Here is a 21,627-nt window from a genome sequence, read left to right on the forward strand (position 1 = left end):
ATTCTGGCATAATTGGGAAACATGATCTAATGAAAAATCTCCCTGACTGGAATCGAATGGTGAAAGGTCTGTGTGTGTTGGGAGTCCTTGCTGGTATAGTCTTAGTTGTGAACCCTCAGCCAACCTTTCCTCAAACCACTCCGTCTGCTCTCACACTCCAGGCCAGTCCTACCAAGGTGACTTTTCTTGGTGTGCATTTTCTGGATGCCAGGAAGGGATGGATCGTTGGAGCAGGAGGAACGATTCTTCACACCGACGACGGTGGAGCTACCTGGAATTCGAGCCCTCGACGCACCAATGCGTTATTAACTGCGGTGACTTTTGCGGATGCAACGCACGGATGGATTCTTGGACAAAACGGAACGATATTGCATACTGGAAATGGTGGAAAAAAGTGGATCCCGCAGGAGAGTGGGACAAATGGAACGCTCTACGCGGCTGATTTTCTTACACCTGAACATGGATGGGTGGTCGGTTCCCGTGGTGTCATTTTACACACTGAGGACGGGGGAGAGAGCTGGGCTGATCAGGTCAGTGGGACGACAGCAGATCTCTTTGGTGTTCATTTTCTTAATGAAAAACATGGTTGGGCCGTTGGTGCCCTTGGTGTCATCTTGGCGACTACTGACGGGGGAAAGAGTTGGGGGCTTCAGACCACCAATAATCCCGCCACATTTTTTGATATTGTGTTTACGGATAATGTGGCTGGATGGGTTGTTGGGACGCAGGGAACTATGTTTCAAACGCTGAATGGAGGCGAAGTATGGGTTGATCACACTCGACCCTGTGGAAGTCCATGCATTAAACCAGCCGATTTGGTAAATATTAGTTTTATAAATTCACTGGTTGGTCGAATTGTTGGTGAGCGGGGGACCATTTTAGAGACTCATGACGCCGGCTTTACATGGCAGGAAATTGAACCCCTAAACTCTGAAACCCTGTACGCTCAATCATTCCTTGAACTTTCCAATGGGTTTGCTGTGGGAGACCATGGGACGATCATTCGTTTGAATTCTTCGCCATCTCATCCCTAGTGCTGGGCGCTTCCGTTTTACTCCTCACAAATAGTTGAGTCGGCCCTGTAGAATGACTAGTGAAGCCAGGCTGGCTGTTTCTGCTCGTAAAATTCCCTGGCCCAACGTGGCAAAAACGACATTCATGTTTTTGGCCATCTCTCGTTCCTCCTTCGTCCAACCTCCTTCTGGGCCGATGAGCACCGTAATGCCATTCGGATCATCAGATGGTAAGGGTATGGTCGATAGTGAAGCCTTCTCCTGCCGCTCGGCCAACATAATTTGTAACCCTTTATTTTTCTGCCGTAGGAAATCCTGGAAGGTCTGTATGGGAAGAATTTTTGGGATGCTCCATCGCTCACTTTGCTGTGCCGCTTCCAGGGCAATGCGATCCCATCGTTCCTGATAATTCGTGGCCTGCGCTGGAGACAGGCGTGGAATGACTCTTTCGGTATTCAGTGGTGCCAGCGCATGGACGCCAAGTTCAGTGGCTTTTTGTATGACCCAGGCCATTTTCTCTCCTTTTAAAATAGCTTGTGCCAGGGTGATAGGGGTAGTGGAGGAGAGCGGGGATTCTTGAATGCTCAGAACCGTCGAGTAGATAGCCTGCTTGGTTATTTGAAGAATTGTTGTATGGTATCGACAATTTTGCTCATCATTAAGAATCAGCTGGTCTCCAGGTCTCATTCGTAAACTTTTTGAAAGATGGCTGAATAAGGGATCGGAGATCGTGATTCTTCCATCATCAACCTGGGTTGAATGGATGAAAAAGACGGGCATCTGTTTCCGTGGGGAGGGAGAGGCAGTAAAAGAGGCTGGTTAATCAAACATGTTTTTAACTTTATCGAACAGGCCTTCTCCTTGCGTGTCCGTAGATATTCCGCACTCCTCCGCATAGGCGGAAAGTAGTTCGTGTTGTTTTGGGGTTAGTTTTGTAGGAATTTGAATTTTCGTCCGAATCAGTTGATCGCCACGAGTTTGGGACTTAAGCCCAGGAGCGCCCAACCCTTTGAGGCGGAGAATTTGATCGTGTTGGGTCCCTCCAGGGATTTTTACCATGGTGGTCCCACTTAATGTAGGCACTTCGACTTTTCCCCCAAGTGTCGCTGTAACAAAATCCAAGCGAAGGTCATAGAGGATCTCTTGGCCTTTCCGTTGAAAGTGGGGATGAGGCCGTACATTGAGCGCCACATACAAATCTCCAGGAGGTCCGCCGTTCATACCATGTTCGCCTTCATGGGAAAGTCGAAGTCTCATGCCGGATTCGACTCCAGCTGGAATGGTGACTGCTAAAAGCCGTTCCTTGTGAACGCGTCTTTGTCCTCTACATGTCTTGCACGGGTCAGCGATGACTTGACCTGATCCTTGGCATTGTCCACAGGTTCGATTAATAGTGAAAAAACCCTGTTGTAACCGTATTTGTCCCGCCCCACGGCATGCGGAACAGGGTTTGACGGCTTGATCGGATTTGGCGCCAGTTCCATGGCAGGTTTCACAGACTTCCCAACGAGGAATTTTGAGTTTGGCTTCCTTGCCGTTAATGGCCTCTTCAAAGGAAATTTCTAAGTTATATTGAAGATCATTGCCCTGTTCAGCTCTATTATGCCCTCTGCCTCCACCGAAAAAGTCTTCAAAGATATCCCCAAACATATCTCCGAAGCCGCCACCTCCAAACCCGAATCCATCGGCTCCTCCCTGGCCAGCCGCCGCATGACCAAACATGTCATATTTTTTTCGGCGATCTGGATCGCTGAGCACTTCATAGGCTTCCCCGGCTTCCTTAAACTTTTCCTCAGCCGCTTTTTTCTGAACTGGGTCGGCATGCAAATCCGGGTGATGTTGCCTGGCAAGTTTTCTAAAGCCTTTTTTAATGTCTTCTTCCGAGGCATTGCGGTCCACCCCGAGAATTTCATAATAATCTCGTTTTTGGGTCTGTGCCATCAGCGTTTTCCAAAGGTGGAATAATGTATGCCCATGCTCATCAATCTGTTCAAAAGTTTTTAATTTTTGCCTTTATCAACTTCTTCAAATTCTGCATCTACAACTTTTTCCTCACTACCAGCGCTTTCACCGCCAGTGGTTCCAGGGCCGTCTTCTGGTCCAGAGCCGCTGGCAGAGGCATCCGTAGAAGCCTTTTTGTACATTTCCTCTGCTAATTTGTGAGAGGAGGTGGTGAGGTTTTGCATGGCGGTTTTAATCGCTTCGAGGTCCGTTCCCTCCATAGCTTTACGAAGTGCGTCTACCGCCTCGGTGATGTTGGACTTCTCCGTTTCCTCAATCTTGTCTCCATGTTCGCTCAAATTCTTTTCTGTACTATAAATAAGGGTGTCGGCTTGATTTTTGACTTCGACCAATTCCCGTTTCTTTTTGTCTTCTTCGGTATGACTTTGAGCTTCCTTAACCAAACGCTCAACTTCTTCCTTACTTAATCCGCTAGATGCCGTGATCTTGATTGATTGTTCTTTTTGCGTGGCCATATCTTTGGCTGAGACATGCACAATGCCATTAGCGTCGATATCAAATGTGACTTCAACTTGCGGAACACCTCTTGGTGCCATCGGAAGACCCACTAAATCAAACTGTCCCAATAGTTTATTGTCATTGGCCATTTCCCGCTCACCTTGGAAAACTCTGATGGTCACGGCAGTTTGATTGTCGGCGGCGGTTGAAAAAATTTGACTCTTTTTGGTGGGGATGGTGGTGTTGCGTTCGATGAGTTTCGTGAAGATTCCCCCCAAGGTTTCGATGCCGAGTGAAAGCGGGGTGACATCCAATAACAGGACATCCTTCACATCTCCCTTGAGGACTCCACCCTGAATGGCCGCACCGATTGCCACGACTTCATCAGGATTCACTCCACGGTGGGGTTCCTTTCCAAAGAATTGCTTAACTCGCTCAATCACTTTCGGCATCCGAGTCATTCCACCTACCAAGACAATTTCATTGATGTCGCTGGTGGTCATGTCAGCATCGGCAAGAGCTTTTTTGCAAGGTTCGATTGTTCGCTCAATTAAATCATTCACCAATTGCTCATATTTTGACCTGGTGAGTTTAAGTACCAAATGTTTTGGTCCACTGGCATCGGCGGTGATGAAGGGTAAGTTTATTTCGGTTTCTTGGGAGGAGGAAAGCTCGATTTTTGCCCGTTCGGCTGCTTCTTTCAGTCGTTGAAGGGCCATTCGATCATTCCGTAAATCGATTCCTTGATCTTTTTTGAATTCTTCAACCAACCAATCCATGACCCGAAGATCAAAGTCGTCTCCCCCCAAAAAGGTATCCCCATTTGTGGATTTGACTTCAAAGACTCCTTCTCCGATTTCTAGAATGGAAACGTCAAAGGTTCCACCACCGAGATCGTAGACCGCGATACGTTCATCTTTTTTCTTGTCGAGTCCATAGGCGAGTGATGCTGCAGTCGGCTCATTAATAATGCGCAAGACATTTAAGCCCGCGATCTTCCCTGCGTCCTTGGTAGCCTGGCGTTGGCTATCATCAAAATAGGCTGGGACCGTAATGACAGCATCCGTCACTTTTTCTCCTAAATAATCTTCAGCGGTTTGCTTCATTTTTTGAAGGATCATGGCTGAAACTTCTGCTGGACTATAGCTTTTCCCTCGAATGATGACGTGGGCATCCCCATTAGCACCTTCGGCCGTTTTATAGGATAGCCGGTTTGCGGCATTTTTGACCTCGGAAGAAGAATACTTTCTTCCCATCAGCCGTTTCACCGAATAAATAGTGTTTTCCGGATTGGTTATGGCTTGCCGTTTGGCAATCTGTCCGACCAATCGTTCGTCCTTATCGGTCAAAGCCACAACCGAAGGGGTGGTTCGTCCGCCTTCTGAATTGGCAATGACCGTTGGGTCTCCACCGCTCATTACGGCCACGCAAGAATTTGTTGTTCCTAAGTCAATTCCAATAATTTTGCTCATACGTGTATTCCTCCCTCTTCACCAGATTCTTCAGTCGAACCAGGTTCTGTCAGTTCTGATTTTTCTTTCGCCACGCTTACCATAGCCGGACGTAAAATGCGATCGTGCAATAAATATCCTTTTTGAAATTCCTCGATGACCGTGTTCGGCTCCATGTTTTCCGATTCCACCTGGGTCACTGCTTGATGAATAGCAGGATCAAAGGAGTTTCCTGTGGTGCTTAGTTGTCGAACGCCAACTTTGGCGACGGTTTCCAGAAATTGTTTGTGGGTAAGCTCTACCCCCTCTAGTAATGGGCCACTCGTTCCTGCATCTTTCGCGCATTGAATGGCTCGCTCAAGGTTATCAATAATAGGAAGTAAATTTTTCAATAATGATTCATTGCCAAATCGAATAGAATCGTTCTGATCCCGCTGGGCCCGGCGTTTGTAGTTTTCAAATTCTGCGGCCAGGCGCAAATATTTATCTTGAAAAATTTGAAGTTCTTCTTCTGGCGTTCCGCCGTTTTCAGAAGCACTTTCTGATGTGTCCCCGGTCGAATGTTCTTGAGGACTGACTTCTTCTGTAGTCACTTCTCCAGTAGTTTCCTCTGTTGAGGACATGGTTTTACCTTTTCCCGATTGTTGCGTCATAAATGACCAGTAAGAAGAGAGAGACATTTCAAATTGCTTATGGCAAGTTAGATAGTCACTTCATCTGGCAAGTCAACCCATCTTCTTAAATTTCTTATGATTTTTGGTTAAGCTAAAGTAATTAGAATCCGGAATAAGTTATCCACAGGAATGGTTCATGCGATCATAGAGGAGCTTTAAGCCTTCTAGTGTGAGGTGGGGTCTAACCTCCTGAATAGTGTGCGAAATTGGAACAATTGTTTGGGCCAACCCGCCAGTCGCGATGACAAGTGGGGATTCTCCGATTTCCTGCTGAATTCTCCTCACGATTTCATCAACCAATCCAGCATATCCATACATGATTCCTGCCTGCATACTGGAAGTCGTGTCTTTGCCAATCACAGATGCTGGGATGACCAAATCAACTTTTGGAAGCTTTGCTGTTTTGGTATGGAGGGTATCTGCTGCGCTTTTTAAGCCGGGGGCAATGGTTCCACCTAGGTACTCGCCTTGTTGAGTGACGATACAAAATGTGGTCGCAGTCCCAAAATCCACAATAATCAGATATCGTCTATAGCGGGCAAATGCTGCAGCCGCATTGACGAGACGGTCTGTGCCAATTTCCTCTGGATTACTGTATCGGAGGATGAGACCATGAGGACATGCGCTAGTGACGATTAAAGGTTGTTGTCCGAATAATGATTGGGCCAACATGTCGAAAATATGTGTGAGAGGGGGGACCACACTAGTGACAATACAGCCTAAAATGTCTCCTGGCAGGATTTTATGAAATTGAAGGAGGGAGCGAAGAATAATGCTATATTCATCAGGAGTCTTGGAATGGTCGGTGGATAAGCGCCAGTGTGAGATCAGTATGCTGTCTTGAAAAACGCCACAGACAATCTGTGAGTTTCCAATGTCGATGGCTAGCAGCATAAAAAAGGTCACTCCTTTTGAGCAGTTCTTCAGAGATGGGTCATGGTTGTGCGGCTGTACGAAGATGAAGGATTTCGCCGGAATGAATATCTCGAATCCTAGCTGATTGATCGTTTGAGTCGGAAGGGGAGGGAATGACTCGGAGTTGGCCGTGTTCTCCTATGGAATGAGCCAGCCCTTGAAGTTGGCTTCCATCAGGAAACTGAACCTGAATTGTTTGTCCAATGGTGACACACCAATGTGTGTATTCCACAAGATAAGACAGAGGCCCGTTGGCCCTCAGGTTTTCCCAGTTTTTTTCCAGTGATGCGATCACCTTCATGATGAGCTCTTCTCTGTCCACAGCACAATGACAATGGATCTGCAGAGAAGTCGCGCTCGTTTGAAGTTCTGAAGGAAATTCCGGTGGCGTGAGGTTAACGTTAATCCCAAATCCGATTACCACGCAGAAATGGTGTTTTGGATTCCGAAAGGAATCACATAAAATGCCACCCAATTTACGTCCTCCAATTAATAAGTCATTGGGCCACTTTAGATCGATACGAAGAGATGTCTGTTGTTCGAGTGCCTGGGCAATGGCCACCCCGGCCATGAGAGGAACCCATCCTAAATATTGAATGGGTGTCTCATGGACAAAAAGGAGAGATCCGTAAATATTGGACTTGCCTGGGGAAAACCAAGACCGATCTAATCGACCTCGTCCCGCGATTTGTCTGTCGGCCAGAATGACAGTTCCAGAAAGTGCTTGGGTCTTGGCTTTTTCCACGGCAAACGCATTGGTTGAGGCTAATTCATCAAAAATATAAAGGGTATCGCCAAATTTTTTTGAGGGAAGAAGGGCGGCTAGTTTTGTGGAGGATAGCACTGATTAGTCAGGGGGTTAGAGGAAAACCAGTCTCATGATTGGCGCTTTTGAGAACGTCTTTTTGTTCGGAGAGGAACGATCTCCATGGAGAGGTCCATGGATGGGGCGGAATGTGTGAGTGCCCCAATAGAGATGAAATCCGGTCCGGCTTTCGCCATATCTCGAACATTGTCCAAGGTCATACCTCCTGATACTTCCACCAGGGCCTGCTTTTGGATGATGTCAATGGCCTGTCTGACACGATCGGGGGTCATGTTATCCAATAAAAGGACATCGGCTTTTCCCTTCAAGGCCTGTCGGACCTGAGCAATTGTTTCGACTTCCACGCAAATTTGAAGGCCATGCGGGGCATGTTGCTTGGCCCATAAACAAGTCTGGGTGATGTTCATCCGTTGGGATGCCATAACCATCAAGTGATTATCTTTAATGAGAATGCCGTCATGGAGTGAGAAGCGATGATTTTTACCCCCGCCAAGGCGGACGGCCCATTTTTCTAAGGCCCGGAGTCCCGGCGTTGTTTTTCGTGTGTCCACTAAAGCGACTGGAAAATCACGAACAGCCTCACAGAACCGATGGGTGAGCGTGCTAATTCCCGAAAGCCGTTGGAGGAAATTCAGGGCGATTCGTTCGCCTTGAAGGAGCGATTGCGCCTTTCCTTTCATGCTCAGGATAGTGGTTGACGGGCGCACCATGTTTCCATCGCCAGCATGAGTGGTAAGTTCAAGGGTTGAATCGACTGACTGAAAAACCTCCCTGGCAACGGCCACACCTGCCACGATCATGTGGGTTTTCGCGATGATGTCGGCGCGAGCTAATAGAGTTGGTGGAATGAGAAGGGTTGAGGTCAGGTCTCCGTAGGCAAGGTCCTCTTCCAGCGCAGCGCTGATTACGCGCCGGATGGAGAAAAGGGGAGGAGGCGAGGCGAGAGAAGATGCACCCATCAGGTCGTCATCGAAACCAGTTGTTGTTCCGTCATATTCAGAATTTCCAACTCATCGATCAGCTTGGTACGGCGGTCTTCTGATTCCTGGATCACGGAAGGCTCCGCTTTCTGCCTGAATTCAGAAGAGGATAACCGACTGCCAAGGCGCTGCACTTCCTTCTCTTTTTCTCCTATTTGTTTCTGAATTTTTTTAACTACTTCATGAAGGTCAACCTCATTGGGAACAGGGATGCCAATGGTGCTGAAATGACCAGAAGGCAATTGTAATGTACGGAGAGAAGGAATGCCCTGGTCTGTGATGACCGATGAGCGGAGAATTGACTCGATATAGGGCGCAAGAAAGGTCAGAATGGCCGTGTCATTGACCTCGGTGCTCGCTCCATAGATCGAAGGGGTTTGAGCGGAGGAAATATTCAGGAAGGCTCGCCCGGTTCTCGCCGTGTTGACAAACGCTTGGAGAAATAAAAAAGCCTGTTCGGCTTCAGCATTGACCCATTCCGGCTTTTCAGCAGGAAAGGGTTGGGTCATGATTGATCGCCCTTCGTGCGGGAAGGATTGCCATATTTCTTCGGTAATAAATGGCATCACGGGGTGTAACAGCCGTTGGATGATTTCAAAAGATTCCAAGAGTGTCTGGCGGGTGGCAGGCGCATCAGGATGATTTTCCTGTTGGAGGCAGGGTTTGGCGAGTTCTATGAACCAATCACAATATTCATGCCATATGAATTGATACAGAGCAGAGGCGGCTTGGTCAAAGCGATAGTCTTCAAAGGCTTTGCTCACTTCACGGATCGTATGGTTCAGTCGGCTGAGAATCCATCGATCTGGAAAAGGTCGGAACTCTGGTGCGAGCGATGTCCGTGGTCCGTCCGCATAGAGATGAATAAATCGTGCGGCATTCCAGAGTTTTGTGACAAAATTTCGATACCCTTCAATGCGCTCCTCGGCCAGTTTAATGTCCCGGCCAGGAGAGGCCATTGAGGCCAGAGTAAACCGCAGGGCATCCGTTCCATATTGTCGCATTTTGGTTAGGGGATCAATCACATTTCCTTTGGATTTGCTCATCTTCTGACCCTCGGCGTCTCGAACCAGGGCATGAATGTACACATCACGGAATGGGACCTGCCCCGTAAATTTCAGACCCATCATGATCATTCTGGCAACCCAAAAAAAGAGAATGTCCAGTCCGGTGACTAAGGTTGCTGTTGGGTAAAATGATTTAAAGTCTTCTGTGTCTTCCGGCCACCCGAGTGTAGAAAATGGCCAGAGGGACGATGAAAACCAGGTATCCAATACATCAGGGTCTTGAAAAAGGTTGGTCCCGCCGCATGTTGGACAGGATTGTGGTGGAGTTCTCGAGACAATGGGTTGTGCATCGGGGGTGATAAAGCAGCTCATTGTGAGGTCGGAAGGAATCATTTTGTCGCTATGAGCTTCGCCAACCTGGCTAGTTTGGAGGAACTTGTCCTTGTTGCAGGTTCGACAGTACCAGGCGGGAATTTGATGTCCCCACCAGATTTGGCGGGAAATGCACCAATCTTTGATCTGGCGCATCCAGCCCAGATAATTGTTTTTCCATCCATCGGGAATAATTCGAATGTGTCCGGTTTCGACCGCTTGGATGGCAGGAGTTGCCAAAGGTTGGATTTTGACGAACCATTGCGGTGAAAGATAGGGTTCGACAACAGTTTTACATCGATAACATTTCCCGATGGCCATGGCATGATCTTCAACCTTTAAGAGGAGTTCTTGCTTCTCCAGGGCTTCTATCACCATGTTGCGGGCTTCCTGGACTGTCTTAAGGTTGAGTATGGTTTGAAGTCTGGAGTCTGCTTGAGCTTCCTGAAGTCCTGATGGGCTCATTCGAGCTTGGAAATCGAGTATGGAAAGGCGCGGAAGACCGTGTCGCTCGCCTGCTTCAAAGTCATTAAAGTCATGTGCAGGTGTAATTTTGACGGCTCCGGTTCCAAATTCCCGGTCAACTAAAATCGGATCAGCTAAAATGGGAATGGTTCGGGTCGTCAAAGGGACGCGAACTTCTTTTCCAATATACTGCTGGTAGCGAGGATCCTCAGGGTGGACAGCCACTGCGGTATCTCCCAGAACGGTCTCTGGTCTGGTAGTGGCCACCATGAGGAATTGTGTTGGATCGTCAGCGAGAAAATACTGAATGTGATAGAGCTTTCCCTTAATTGGTTCGTGCTCGACTTCAATGTCGGACAGGGCTGTCAGGCAGCGCGGGCACCAATTTATTAAGCGTTCCCCTCGGTAAATAAGTCCTTCCTCGTACAGACGAACAAACACCTCTCGAACAGCCTGGGAAAGTCCTTCGTCCATGGTAAACCGGAGACGAGACCAATCGCAGGAGGCTCCTAACTGTTTTAATTGTTCGATAATAGTATCTCCCGATTGGTGTCTCCACTTCCAGACCCGGTCGATGAAGGCCAAGCGCCCGACGTGTTCTCGTGACTGACCTTCCTGCGCGAGTTGCCGCTCGACTACATTTTGGGTCGCAATCCCCGCATGGTCTGTTCCAGGAACCCAAAGAGTCTTTAGTCCCTGCATGCGTCGCCATCGAGCGATGATGTCCTGGATGGTCGTATTGAGGGCATGGCCGATGTGGAGTGATCCGGTGACATTTGGCGGAGGAATGACCAGGCAAAATGATTGAGATTGGTTGCCAAGGTCAGGCTGGAAGAGATGGTGCTCTATCCAATAGGACCCCCACCGCTGCTCAACTTCATTAGGATTATAGGTTTTTTCTAACTGTGAAGATGACATACTATCGTTAGATAGGGTGTTTTGGAATTGGCAAAAAAAGTCTCCGATGTTATCACGGGCCCTACAGGCCCGCAATACGACTCTTGTTCCCTCTATGATGCCTGTGGTAAAACAAATTCTATTAAATTTCCTAAAATTTTCAATTCACTCAGGAGAATCACCCATGCCACGTGGTCGGCAAAAAGATCGTGATCTGCGAAGAAAACATCGAAAAAATCAACAGCGGGTAAAAGGTTTAGAAGTGACCAGGCGTGAAAAGGGCAAAAAGAAATAGGAACCGGTTTTATTGAGGCCGTGGCCTTCATTCCATAGAGCCTCATTTCTCTTCTCAAATTTCCATCCTTATGGTTTTCGTTTGATCGAACGACCCTACAAGGCTATTTTGGGGCGGAGGACAGTTCATCGGTCCCTACGCCCTTGATCCTCTTCCCTCCCCCTTTATAATTGTATGAGTTCCTCCCCCATAAAAGTCATTTTTTTTGATGCCGTAGGGACTTTATTCGATGTGAAGGGATCGGTAGGGGAGGTCTATTTAACATATGCCAAAAAATACGGGGTCCCGGACACCGAACACACCCAACATGCATTGAATGCAGCATTCAAGCAAACCATGAAAGACATGCCTCTTCCGATTTTCTCGGTGGAGCGGCCGGAAAAACTCAAACAGTGCGAACGGTTGTGGTGGTTTGATGTTGTGCATGCCGTTTTTTATCGGGTAGGGATGTTCGAAGGATTTGACGAGTTTTTTGAGGAGGTATTCGAGGCGTTTGGGAAGCCTATTCATTGGGAGCTGTTTCCTGAAACGCTCGAAATATTAGCTGAACTGAAGGGGAAGGGCTTTGAACTCGGAATTATTTCCAATTTTGATAGTCGGTTTTTTCAAGTTTCGCGTGGGCTTGGTCTCAACACGTTTTTTGATTCTGTGACCATTTCCGGTTTGGTCGGGTCCGCCAAGCCAGCCAAAAATATTTTTGCTCATGCCCTTGATGAACATATGGTGATCCCTCAAGAAGCACTTCATGTGGGAGATCATCCTATTGAGGATTTTGAAGGGGCTCGACAGGCTGGTCTCCATGCCGTCTTGATTGATCGTTCAACAAATAGCCTCCCTCATCATTCACAGACCCTTTCAAATTTAAATCAACTGTCTTCATACAATCTCTTGCATCTCTAAAACCCCACCCTGCATTCAAACTTTTTCACAACCTTCTCGCGTGCGAATTGAAAATCAGGCTCCCATTGCCTTTCCCTAACCGATGGGTAAGTAAGAGGGTGAAACTTGAAATGCCGAATGGCGGCCAGTGGTCAGGCACCAAGATCGCAAGGCAATCCTTTACGATACTAGGGAGCCTAAGAAGCCCAAATAAAATCAAAATGGGAATACTTGACCATTTTGGCCATTCAGGTTACGGTTCACAATCAAAGTAGACCCCTTCAAGGCTGGTGCGGCCTTTTTACCATGATGAACTCTTTCCAGGTGTGGAATCCGTAAGTTAATACTCCTTCGTCAAAAACACGAAACCCGTGGAATTCTTTGCCATCAGTGGATTGTTGAATGGGTTGGCCGCTAGCGGGTTGGCGTCCTTTGTCTACTTCCGCGCTCCAAAGGATCCCAGGCATTGGACGTTTGGTTTATTTGGGATCGCCACTGCTTTATGGAGTTTTGGTTATTTTGCCTGGCAAGTCGCGGATTCCGAGTTTTTTGCGCTCCTCAATCTTCGCATATTAATGGCCGGGGCTATCTTTATTCCCATTACATTTCTGCATCATGTTTTGTATTTACTTGGGAAGGAGAATATTTATAACACTACGATTAAATGGAATTACCTTGTGGGAGGCGTATTCCTTTTTGCCGATTTTACACCTTTCTTTATTCAAGGTGTTCGCCAAATTTCCGTTTTTCCGTTTTGGGGTGTGCCTGGCCTGGTCTTTCATTTTTGTTTGATTTGGTGGATCGGTCTTGTAATCTTTGCCCATCTTCTTCTTATTCAAGCCTATGCGAAGGAAAGGGGATTGCGTCGAAGGCAATTTTTGTATCTCCTCATAGGGTCTGCAATCGGATACATAGGTGGGGCTACTAATTATCCCTTGTGGTATGGGATTGAAATATTACCCTACGGGACTATTGGCTTTGCGGTATATATTTCAATCGTAGCCTATACCTTGTTGCGATTTCACTGGTTGGAATTTTCAGTGTATGTTGAAAAGGGATTGTCCTATTTTGCTATTTTATTGTTTGTCTCACAGCCAGTGTATCCGATGCTGCTACTGGCCCAGAAATCTCTCCTGGGTGCCATTAATGTCCGGTTTTCCTTCGTGCAGCTTGTGCTCCATCTCATGACGGTTGTGGGAGTTTATCAGATGAAAGTGGGAACGAAGGGCGCGGTGGCGAGAACCATACTCAAAGGCCGGGAATTGAGGACTCAAGCTCTCTCCAGATTTTCTTCAAAAGTCGCTAGCATGCATACTATTCAGGATTTGGGCCAGGCGATTCTAGAAACGGTTGGAAGGAGTGCTGGAGCATCGAAGGCCGCAATTTTTGTTTTGCAAGTTGAAGAAAATCGGTATAGGGCCGTTTCAAATTTCGGATTTTCTCCTGATCATCCTGTTATCCAGAATGGATGGGCTATCTCCGATAATCTGCCACAATTATTACTATTTACGCAGGCAAAAGTCTCCATTGGGGAATTAAAAGGTTTAGATTCCAATGAAGGCGAGAGGCGTATAGCCGAAATATTAGAAGATGCCGGATTAGAGTTGTTCTATCCGATCTTTGGGAATAACCAATTATTAGGTGTTTTGGCGCTTGGCCCTACGTCAAGTGAAGCGATTCGGATGATGGGTGGAAAAACATTTTGGAATACAATTATTCAGGAATCTGCCTTAGCTTTAGAAAATGCTATTTTGCGCGAAGAAATTCACCGGTCCCAAAATTTACTTTGCCAAGTGGATCGCCTACGGTCGCTTGAAGCCATGGCCAATGGATTGACTCAGGAACTTCATAGTCCATTAGTCTCAATTAAAGCTTTTGTTCAAGTAGCTGAAATGCGACGGCATGACGGGGAATTTATGGATAGGCTTCATCGTATAGTCGGAGAAGATCTTGCGAAGATCGAAGCCTTAACAAAAGAGATCAGGGAATATGTCAAGCCCTTATCGGGATCATTGAATGCAAAAGCCCATATCCACGATATCATTGATTCCTGTCTTTTGTTTGTAGCGAGCAATCCTTCTTACCACAAGACGATGATTGAGAAGATATTTAGTCCAGATGTTCCGATGGTCTCTGTAGATCGCCAAGGGCTCATGCAGGCCATTTTCAATGGCCTGTTATTTCTCTTAAAGGACCCCTCGCATTTGTCAGGAACTTTGAGAATTGAAACAGAAGCTGATCGACAGGTTTTGGGGCAAAATTGGCTTCAAGTTTCGATGTGGTGGAAAGCTGAAAAAACGTCAATGGATTCAAAGCTAGTTTCAATAGAGGAGTGGGACTTTGATAATTGCTTAATTGATGAACCTGACCCTTCCGCCACGCAAGGATTAATCCTTGCACATCAAATTATTCAACGTCATTCTGGACGCCTTCAGCTTTTGACCAATGAGCGTGGCATTCTTGGATTTCAAATCCAACTGCCCCTCAGTCTACCCTATGGCAATGAGTATTCCTTAACTTCTTTTCGTAACCCCGCCATTCCTCTTAAGCAGGTGAAGGTAACCCCAGACGCTGGTCATCCTTTTTCGTAGGAAAAATTGGTAGAATCCTGGAGATTGGGTACGGACTCCCTCTGAGTCAGGTCGGTAGTTGAATTGCGTCATTCTTCCTCTATGAATAGTTTCTCTCAAAATGAGCGTTCCGTTTTTGACCATGTACCACTGGTTGTTTATCAGTGCATTCAACGGGGGATTGATCGGAATTTTGAGTTTGTGAGTCCCTACGTTTATTCATTGCTAAGCCTAACTCCTGAGCAACTCACACAAGATTCTAAATCGTTTTTTTGTCGGATTCATCCGGAAGATCGGAGTCTGTTTTTGAGAGCTTGGGAGAAGCACACCCGTTTGCCTGTAACCATTCGGTTAGAATATCGGATGCTCGGTGAAGGAAATCGGGTTGTTTGGGTTCAAGAAAATAGTGTGATGTCTCAGGGGAGCATCGAAAATGAAATGATCTGCCATGGGGCGTTAATCGAGATCCCTGATCACCAACATATCAAAGAGGAATTGCAGCGCTGGGACCGGGAGCTTCAATCCTTGACGGGTAATCTTCCCGATATTATTGGACGATTTGATCGCAAGAACCGTGTTATGTATTTAAATCGGTGGTGGGACAGCGTTGATCCAATTCCCCCAGAAAAGTATTTGGGGAAGGAACTCATTGAGTTGGGAGTCTCTCAAAAGGTCGCAGGTGTGTTTGAAGAGAAAATTCAATCGGTTTGTAAAAAGGGTATATCAGAATCCCTGGAGATTTCCCATCCTACTGGAAAAGGACTGAAAAATTTTGAAATACGATTTTGTCCGGAGCCAACTATCGGTGGACAAATTTTAACCGTCTTGTTGATCTGTCGTGATGTGACAGACGTTCGAATGGCTGAGTTGGCTTTTAGAGACAGTGATGAAAAATTTCGCCAACTGGCCGAAACGGTAGATAGTGTGTTTTGGATCTGGGATGTAGACCTACAGCAAATAGTCTATGTGAGTCCTGCTTACCAACGACTTTGGGGCGGGGATCCCCAAAAACTCATGAATAATCCCTTTGATTGGTTGAGCATCGTTTTTCAGGAAGATCAGGCCAAGGTGGAAAATTTGTTTTTAAAAAGAATTGATGCGAAAGGCCTTGATATTGAATATCGAATCGTCACTGGTCACCAAGAGCTACGCTGGATCCACAACCGAACCTTTCCGGTGAAGGATTCATCAGGGAGGATTCATCGGATTATTGGGATAGCCCAGGATGTGACGGAAAGAAAGAAATGGGAGGAAGAGCGGTTGAAGGGCGCAAAGCTCGAATCACTTGGGCTCTTGGCCGGAGGACTTGCCCATGACTTCAATAATCTACTCACAGCTATTTTAGGCCAACTGTCATTGGCGAAATATACACTGGACTCATCCAACCCGTTATTTACTCGGATTTCTGAGGCCGAACATGCCTCTTTGAGAGCACAAGATATTGCGAGACAACTCCTGACTTTTTCTAAGGGAGGGGCCCCGGTAAAAAAGACTGTTTTCTTAAAAGAGATCTTGTATGAAAATGTCCGGTTGGTGCTCGCGGGCTCTAATGTCCGTCCAATCTTTAACATTTCCAATGATTTGTGGCCGGTCACAATTGATGCAGGCCAAATTTGCCAGGTGATTCATAATCTTGTGATCAATGCGAGGCAAGCGATGGAGGAGGGAGGGGAATGTATCATTCAAGCTCAAAATGTTACAGGAGATGGGGCTGAACCATCGGGTTTGGAAGCAATGGCTTCGCATGCTCAGGATTGGGTTGAAATCCGCTTCATTGATAATGGGATTGGAATTTCAAAGGACAATCTAGAAAAAATATTTGATCCCTATTTTACGACCAAGTCCACCGGGTCAGGGTTAGGACTTGCAACGTCTTATTCCATTGTGAGGAATCATGGCGGATTGTTGGCTGTGAAGTCCGCACTCGGTGAAGGTAGTACCTTTTCTTTATTTCTACCCGCTATCCCCATTCAAGAAATGCCTCAAGAATTGCCGGAGCGAAGCGTGAAGGTAGGACAAGGCAAAATTTTGATCATGGATGATGAAATCCAAATTCGAAACGTTCTTGGTGAGATGGTGGAAACCTGTGGTTATAGCTACCAAACAGCCAAAGACGGAGACGAAGCCTTGAGGAATTTTTGTGAGGCAAGAGAAATTGGTTCCCCATTTTCAGCCGTCATTCTTGATCTAACCATACCTGGCGGGCTAGGAGGAAAAGAAGTCATCAGCCGGCTCTTAACTATAGACCCCCAAGTTAAAGCTATTGTGGTAAGTGGTTATTCGAATGATCCTGTCCTTGCCAATTATCAGGAATACGGTTTCAAGGGTAGAGTAGCCAAGCCTTTTAACCTTGTGGATCTCAGTGTGGTACTTTATTCTGTTTTAGAAAAGACGACATCATAAGGTTTGGCCAAAGTGGGTGCCTTTGCATTTCCATAAATGTTCGTTAAGAACGGGGGAATCCTCTTGGGGACGGATTCCCCCGTTTTCTATTTCTATGACCACTGTCCCTGAAAATGCCATGGTTCCGGGAGATGTGAAAGGGAGGAATGGCCTTTCATTTCTGGTTAATTCTTTGTGATTACCAAAAATAGGTTGACCCCTTCCGGTTCTTGTTCAATACGGATTTGATTCTCAGTAAACCCGCATTCCTGGGCAAGCCTGCGAAGGTGCATTTGGCTTCGATGAAATAAATCCCATTTAAAAAGTTCCATATAGCCGCGACTCGGATTCTCAGTGGTGAAGTTCCCAATCACCATTTTTCCATTTGGTTTGAGAAGAGTAAAGAACCTTTTTAAGGTTCGCTTAAAGATATTGTCATTGAAATAATCAAATAATCCCGCCGACCAAATCAGATGGTAGGTTTTGGTCGGGGAAAAACGAAACACGTTTTTGTGCGTAAACTGAATATGAGAAAGAAAGTCACGGCAAAGGTCCTTGGCATAATCGATGGCATGTGCGTCCTGATCCACGCAATCAATCTCGAGTTCGGATGTCCCAAGAACCTTGAGCGCTTCATACATATCACGCCCAGGACCGGAGGCTAAGTTGAGAATATGGCTGGTTGACGGAGTTTCCATTTTGGTTTTCCATAATTGGTCCAGGAAAAAAGATAATCGGTTTCTGACTGCCTTAGGTGCTTTTTGGGTATGAAAAAAATCGTCCCACTTAGATAAATGAGGGTTCGAGGATGTGTCATAATTGTAGATTTTTTCAATAATTTGGTAATCGCCTGCATAACCTAACGGTTTATGGTACGCCCAACCCTGAATGGTTGCGGGTGAAAGGGCTTCTCCAAAAGCCGCTCGAATCAACCCTAATTGATCAGCGGAAAAGATCTTGTGTATATTTTCTCGGGAAAACTGTTGAAGGAGTGTATTCAGCAAAGGATAATCTGTTAGGTTTGGTCCTCCTTTTTTTGAGAATCCAGAAATGAGTTCAGCCGTGCTTAGGGCAAGTTTTTGAATCTCTGTGGCTCCACTTGGATAAAATTGGGAAAGTGGGATAGTGTGTGGGAGCATAAGAAACCTCCTGTTTGTTGTTAGGGAGAAATATAATGTTGAACATTGAACATATCCCTACACATCAAAGACGGTAGGGACTGGAAGGCACGGAATGAAAAAGGTAAAAAAATGTGAACGGAAAAATATCTTAATGTTCCCCTGAGAGGGGGCAGGGGAGGAGCAGTTCCTGGTCCGGAATTCGTCCGCATAGTAGGACAAAGACCCGGGGATTCCTGAAGGGTGGCCGCTAAGAAAGATTTTGAGAAATCATAGGACCTCGTCTATTCCCTCAGTTTTTCAAATAGTAGGAACATGTGAATGGGGGGACACATGAAAAGGAACAAAACGGTCCTGATTAGTGTGCGGGACATTACCCGATCTTAGAGATCCCTGTCTAGAAAATTTATGTAACGGTTTCATGGAATCTCGTGTAATGGATTAAAATTTTATTGCCTGTTGGGATAAAGTAATGTTTTGGTTTAATTTTTAATCCTTGAGAATGTACTGCGAATGTGGTGAAGCCCTGGCCTGTTTTGGCTAGGATCAAAACTAAAAAAATTCTGCTTGATGGCGAAGATAATAAAACATCAGAGTAAAAAAAAATCCAGGCCTCATGTAAAGGCTATTCAGGGCATTCCAAAATCTAAAAAAACGCAATTTCAAAAACGCCTCCTGACATGGTATGGAGAATTCGGGCGGGATCTTCCATGGAGGAGAACCAGTGATCCGTATAAAATTCTGGTTTCTGAGGTCATGTTGCAACAGACACAGGTGGATCGGGTTATACCTAAGTTCCATGAATTTCTTGGGAAATATCCCACTCTGCAGGATCTAGCGGTCGCTCACCCTGATGATATTCGCAGGACGTGGTATCCCCTCGGGTACAATGTTCGACCATACCGTCTGCATGGCATTGCCTGTGAGACGATTGAGCGTTATGGCGGAAATATACCCAGTAAGGCAGAAGAGCTGCTTTCTCTAAAGGGCATTGGTCGTTATACCGCAGGAGCCATCAGATCATTTGCGTTTAATAAAGATGCGCCAATTCTAGACACAAACGTGATGCGGGTTTTGCACCGGATATTTATTGGGAAAGGGGAGGCCAAGAAGCAGAAGACTGAGTTATGGGTTCTCTCTGAAACACTGATTCCCAGAGGCAAAGGGTATGATTTTAATCAGGCGTTAATGGATTTTGGGGCCATGATGTGTACGGCCAGAAAACCCACGTGTTTATTGTGTCCAATGAGGAATATTTGCCTCACCGTTTCTTTGGACGAAAGGTAGGGTTTTGCAGCAGTCGTTGACAATTGTTGTGGCTGCCGCCATTATCTGCCGGAAAGATATGATTCTTTTGGCAAGGAGAAAGCCGGAATCCCATTTAGGGGGACTTTGGGAATTTCCAGGAGGAAAAAAGGAAGTTGGAGAAACTCTGGAAGATTGCTTGCGCAGGGAGGTGAGAGAGGAGTTAGGGGTGGATATTAGTGAGCCTCTTCCGTTCCATGCTCTCCATTATCAGTATCCAGAAAAAGTGGTGGAGTTGAATTTTTTTACCTGTTCCATCATTCAGGGCATTCCTCAAGCGTTAGAGTGCGCTGAGATCACCTGGGTTTACAAGCATGAATTGAATTCCTTTGCTTTTCCTCCTGCAGATATCCCTGTTGTACACAAAATCCTTCAATCTGGGTACCTGGCCGAATGAGTTTCTCTTGCTTTCTCAAGGACGTATCCATACAGAAAATTAAGATTTGACGCTTTCAATTTGATCGAGGCCCCGGTCAATTTGTGATCATTAGAACCGTGGGTTTCTCAGATGCCATGGTTCCCCAATTGGCAATTTTTACGCTTCCCCAATAAGCAAACCGTTCGTATTTAGAGTGGTTGGCTGTTTGACGGTCGTGAAACCTCCCGGAACTTGAGCGCGCCATGATGGATATGCTGTGCCTTTCTGCAGTCCGGCTTGAGATGCCTGTTCGGCCAACTCCTGGGGCGTGAGATTCCTTCGTGACCAATGCGCCCGGTGTTCATTGTCGTTTCCGCCTCGGCTTCTCCGCCTCGCGCTCGGCTGCCATTCATCCCCATACAAAGCAAGGAACTGTTTGGCAGGTTTAGGTAAACTGCTGTTTGAAATCAATCTGGAAAATTTCGGACTGAACTCATGTACGAGATGGTGCCATTTGGAGTAATTGGGATATGCGGGAATGGGAAATGAACGTACATTACTAATACAATGCCCTGAATGTGGAGAAAAGGCCGAACATGTCGGATAAAAGTGGTAAGGAAAAAAATGAAACAGCCAAATATTGTTTTTGGAATACCTATGTAATCGATGTTTGCCAGTGCCAATGACGTTTCGATAATTATATGGCCGGAATGAGGTCTTCCAGGTAATCAATCTACGGAGGTAGGATCATGATTTATCATTGACCGGAGGTGTCTTGAAGGCGACGAATTTCTTCAGCCTGTTGGTCTACGATTTTTTGAAGCTCTCGCAACTGGGAGTTCAGTGAATCTATGGTCATGGGTGGTTCAATATTTTTATGAGGGGTCGTTCGTGTGCGAGGCTGGGTTCGTTTATTCTCTTTCTTGACTGGGTTTAGAGGTTCGAGATTTTGATAGTTGATGATAATCCCATGGGACGTCGAGGGAATTGTCATGAAGTTTTGGACCTCTTCTGTCCTTATGCTAGCTTCCTGATGGGTAAAGACCAGAGAGGTTGGCCGGAAACTTCGAGGAGTATTTTGCATTTTTTGAGATACCCCAGGGTAGGATTTTAAATTTTCCAAAGTCAACAGAAGAGTGGATGGAGGAAAAGCGGCGAGCATTCCCTGGGTCGGAAAATGCTGCGCATTAGTCGGTGGACACTTAAAATGGATAACTTCTTCTGGTGTGACCTGAGAAAATGCCCTGGATACGTGTGGTGCCAAAAAAATTATTTGAGATTGAGAGAATGCTGGAACGGGGTGGTGATTTGAAAGCAGTAATTGTTGGAGTATGCCTTCCTCTTGGCTGATGGTCATGCCATTTAAAATCTTGGCAATAAGAGTTTCAGACAGAAATGCCGGATGCGTTGGAGCCTGCTTTAGAGCATGAGATGTTGTGAGGGAAATAACGCACTCAGGCCCCTCATAGAGAACCGTTTCGACTTCAGGAGTCCAGGAGCACTGCAAATTGAAGATTGCCAGGGTAGCGATAATCAAGCATCGTTTAGTGAATTCTAGCGGTTTGAAATGACTTAAAGACGGCGTGAATGAATGTGGCAGTGCTTGAGTCACTTCGCCAGGTGTTCAGGAGACAAGAGCCAGAATTTTCGTGACGGCAAT

Annotated in this window: 17 protein-coding genes and 1 pseudogene; 7 read left to right on the forward strand and 11 right to left on the reverse strand. The window is 46.3% G+C overall.

The window, feature by feature from the left end; genetic code table 11:
* Positions 1–29: 29 nt before the first annotated feature.
* A complete protein-coding gene (locus ACTRXD_RS22510) occupies positions 30–1,034 on the forward strand; it encodes a WD40/YVTN/BNR-like repeat-containing protein (RefSeq protein WP_442434005.1) in 1,005 nt (334 codons plus the stop codon).
* 24 nt (positions 1,035–1,058) lie between these two features.
* Here the strand turns inward: ACTRXD_RS22510 and ACTRXD_RS22515 are convergent, their stop codons facing one another.
* The 9 genes from ACTRXD_RS22515 to ACTRXD_RS22555 all read right to left on the reverse strand — a co-directional run bounded on the left by ACTRXD_RS22515 (position 1,059) and on the right by ACTRXD_RS22555 (position 11,386).
* The gene (locus tag ACTRXD_RS22515) at positions 1,059–1,793 is read right to left on the reverse strand and encodes a 16S rRNA (uracil(1498)-N(3))-methyltransferase (RefSeq protein ID WP_442434006.1); all 735 of its coding nucleotides are present in this window, start codon (positions 1,791–1,793) and stop codon (positions 1,059–1,061) included.
* A gap of 39 nt (positions 1,794–1,832) precedes the next feature.
* Positions 1,833–2,954, reverse strand: coding sequence for a molecular chaperone DnaJ (gene dnaJ / locus ACTRXD_RS22520; RefSeq protein WP_442434007.1), 1,122 nt, complete (start codon positions 2,952–2,954; stop codon positions 1,833–1,835).
* A gap of 59 nt (positions 2,955–3,013) precedes the next feature.
* Entirely contained in the window at positions 3,014–4,945 is a 1,932-nt protein-coding gene (gene dnaK, locus ACTRXD_RS22525) for a molecular chaperone DnaK (RefSeq protein WP_442434008.1), read from the reverse strand.
* Positions 4,942–5,604, reverse strand: coding sequence for a nucleotide exchange factor GrpE (gene grpE / locus ACTRXD_RS22530; protein ID WP_442434009.1), 663 nt, complete (start codon positions 5,602–5,604; stop codon positions 4,942–4,944). Before grpE ends, dnaK begins: the two co-directional genes overlap by 4 nt.
* 111 nt (positions 5,605–5,715) lie before the next feature.
* Entirely contained in the window at positions 5,716–6,492 is a 777-nt protein-coding gene (locus ACTRXD_RS22535; RefSeq protein ID WP_442434010.1) for a type III pantothenate kinase, read from the reverse strand.
* A gap of 40 nt (positions 6,493–6,532) precedes the next feature.
* Complete coding sequence (locus ACTRXD_RS22540) at positions 6,533–7,357, reverse strand: biotin--[acetyl-CoA-carboxylase] ligase (RefSeq protein ID WP_442434011.1); 825 nt, start codon at positions 7,355–7,357, stop codon at positions 6,533–6,535.
* Positions 7,358–7,389: 32 nt separating this feature from the next.
* Positions 7,390–8,298 carry a carboxylating nicotinate-nucleotide diphosphorylase gene (gene nadC, locus ACTRXD_RS22545; RefSeq protein WP_442434012.1) on the reverse strand — a complete coding sequence of 303 codons (909 nt, stop codon included), beginning with the start codon at positions 8,296–8,298 and terminating at the stop codon, positions 7,390–7,392.
* Complete coding sequence (locus ACTRXD_RS22550; RefSeq protein WP_442434013.1) at positions 8,298–11,081, reverse strand: valine--tRNA ligase; 2,784 nt, start codon at positions 11,079–11,081, stop codon at positions 8,298–8,300. The genes nadC and ACTRXD_RS22550 overlap by 1 nt, the downstream gene beginning before the upstream one ends.
* Before the next feature lie 92 nt (positions 11,082–11,173).
* Entirely contained in the window at positions 11,174–11,386 is a 213-nt protein-coding gene (locus ACTRXD_RS22555; RefSeq protein ID WP_442434014.1) for a hypothetical protein, read from the reverse strand.
* 143 nt (positions 11,387–11,529) lie between these two features.
* Here ACTRXD_RS22555 and ACTRXD_RS22560 point away from each other — a divergent pair, with 143 nt between their 5' ends.
* The 4 genes and pseudogenes from ACTRXD_RS22560 (at position 11,530) to ACTRXD_RS22575 (ending at position 17,207) form a co-directional block, all read left to right on the forward strand.
* A complete protein-coding gene (locus ACTRXD_RS22560; RefSeq protein ID WP_442434015.1) occupies positions 11,530–12,255 on the forward strand; it encodes an HAD-IA family hydrolase in 726 nt (241 codons plus the stop codon).
* Positions 12,256–12,605: 350 nt separating this feature from the next.
* Positions 12,606–13,256, forward strand: a pseudogene (locus ACTRXD_RS22565) (histidine kinase N-terminal 7TM domain-containing protein); the annotation flags it as partial.
* A 285-nt stretch (positions 13,257–13,541) separates the two neighbouring features.
* Positions 13,542–14,825 (forward strand): hypothetical protein, encoded by a 1,284-nt coding sequence (locus ACTRXD_RS22570; RefSeq protein ID WP_442434051.1) that lies wholly within the window; start codon positions 13,542–13,544, stop codon positions 14,823–14,825.
* An 81-nt stretch (positions 14,826–14,906) separates the two neighbouring features.
* Positions 14,907–17,207 carry a hybrid sensor histidine kinase/response regulator gene (locus ACTRXD_RS22575; protein ID WP_442434016.1) on the forward strand — a complete coding sequence of 767 codons (2,301 nt, stop codon included), beginning with the start codon at positions 14,907–14,909 and terminating at the stop codon, positions 17,205–17,207.
* A gap of 164 nt (positions 17,208–17,371) precedes the next feature.
* Here ACTRXD_RS22575 and ACTRXD_RS22580 read toward each other — a convergent pair whose 3' ends face one another.
* Positions 17,372–18,325, reverse strand: coding sequence for a class I SAM-dependent methyltransferase (locus ACTRXD_RS22580; RefSeq protein ID WP_442434017.1), 954 nt, complete (start codon positions 18,323–18,325; stop codon positions 17,372–17,374).
* Between the two features lie 549 nt (positions 18,326–18,874).
* Here ACTRXD_RS22580 and ACTRXD_RS22585 point away from each other — a divergent pair.
* Complete coding sequence (locus tag ACTRXD_RS22585) at positions 18,875–19,591, forward strand: A/G-specific adenine glycosylase (protein WP_442434018.1); 717 nt, start codon at positions 18,875–18,877, stop codon at positions 19,589–19,591.
* Positions 19,592–19,595: 4 nt separating this feature from the next.
* On the forward strand, positions 19,596–20,006 hold the full coding sequence (mutT, locus tag ACTRXD_RS22590) for an 8-oxo-dGTP diphosphatase MutT (protein WP_442434019.1): 411 nt from the start codon (positions 19,596–19,598) through the stop codon (positions 20,004–20,006).
* 718 nt (positions 20,007–20,724) lie between these two features.
* Here mutT and ACTRXD_RS22595 read toward each other — a convergent pair.
* On the reverse strand, positions 20,725–21,504 hold the full coding sequence (locus ACTRXD_RS22595; protein WP_442434020.1) for a hypothetical protein: 780 nt from the start codon (positions 21,502–21,504) through the stop codon (positions 20,725–20,727).
* Between the last annotated feature and the right edge of the window lie 123 nt (positions 21,505–21,627).

The sequence above is a fragment of the Nitrospira sp. T9 genome (assembly GCF_052156535.1).
GTDB lineage: Bacteria > Nitrospirota > Nitrospiria > Nitrospirales > UBA8639 > Nitrospira_E.

What these genes read in the sequence shown, in the direction of transcription:
- ACTRXD_RS22560 (WP_442434015.1), top strand. Translation starts at nt 11,530, where the DNA reads ATGAGTTCCTCCCCCATAAAAGTCATTTTTTTTGATGCCGTAGGGACT.
- ACTRXD_RS22570 (WP_442434051.1), top strand. Translation starts at nt 13,542, where the DNA reads ATGCATACTATTCAGGATTTGGGCCAGGCGATTCTAGAAACGGTTGGA.
- ACTRXD_RS22585 (WP_442434018.1), top strand. Translation starts at nt 18,875, where the DNA reads ATGGCGAAGATAATAAAACATCAGAGTAAAAAAAAATCCAGGCCTCAT.
- ACTRXD_RS22580 (WP_442434017.1), bottom strand. Translation starts at nt 18,325, where the DNA reads ATGCTCCCACACACTATCCCACTTTCCCAATTTTATCCAAGTGGAGCC.
- grpE (WP_442434009.1), bottom strand. Translation starts at nt 5,604, where the DNA reads ATGTCTCTCTCTTCTTACTGGTCATTTATGACGCAACAATCGGGAAAA.
- ACTRXD_RS22515 (WP_442434006.1), bottom strand. Translation starts at nt 1,793, where the DNA reads ATGCCCGTCTTTTTCATCCATTCAACCCAGGTTGATGATGGAAGAATC.
- ACTRXD_RS22510 (WP_442434005.1), top strand. Translation starts at nt 30, where the DNA reads ATGAAAAATCTCCCTGACTGGAATCGAATGGTGAAAGGTCTGTGTGTG.
- ACTRXD_RS22550 (WP_442434013.1), bottom strand. Translation starts at nt 11,081, where the DNA reads ATGTCATCTTCACAGTTAGAAAAAACCTATAATCCTAATGAAGTTGAG.
- dnaJ (WP_442434007.1), bottom strand. Translation starts at nt 2,954, where the DNA reads ATGGCACAGACCCAAAAACGAGATTATTATGAAATTCTCGGGGTGGAC.
- nadC (WP_442434012.1), bottom strand. Translation starts at nt 8,298, where the DNA reads ATGGGTGCATCTTCTCTCGCCTCGCCTCCTCCCCTTTTCTCCATCCGG.
- dnaK (WP_442434008.1), bottom strand. Translation starts at nt 4,945, where the DNA reads ATGAGCAAAATTATTGGAATTGACTTAGGAACAACAAATTCTTGCGTG.
- ACTRXD_RS22575 (WP_442434016.1), top strand. Translation starts at nt 14,907, where the DNA reads ATGAATAGTTTCTCTCAAAATGAGCGTTCCGTTTTTGACCATGTACCA.
- ACTRXD_RS22535 (WP_442434010.1), bottom strand. Translation starts at nt 6,492, where the DNA reads ATGCTGCTAGCCATCGACATTGGAAACTCACAGATTGTCTGTGGCGTT.
- ACTRXD_RS22555 (WP_442434014.1), bottom strand. Translation starts at nt 11,386, where the DNA reads ATGAAGGCCACGGCCTCAATAAAACCGGTTCCTATTTCTTTTTGCCCT.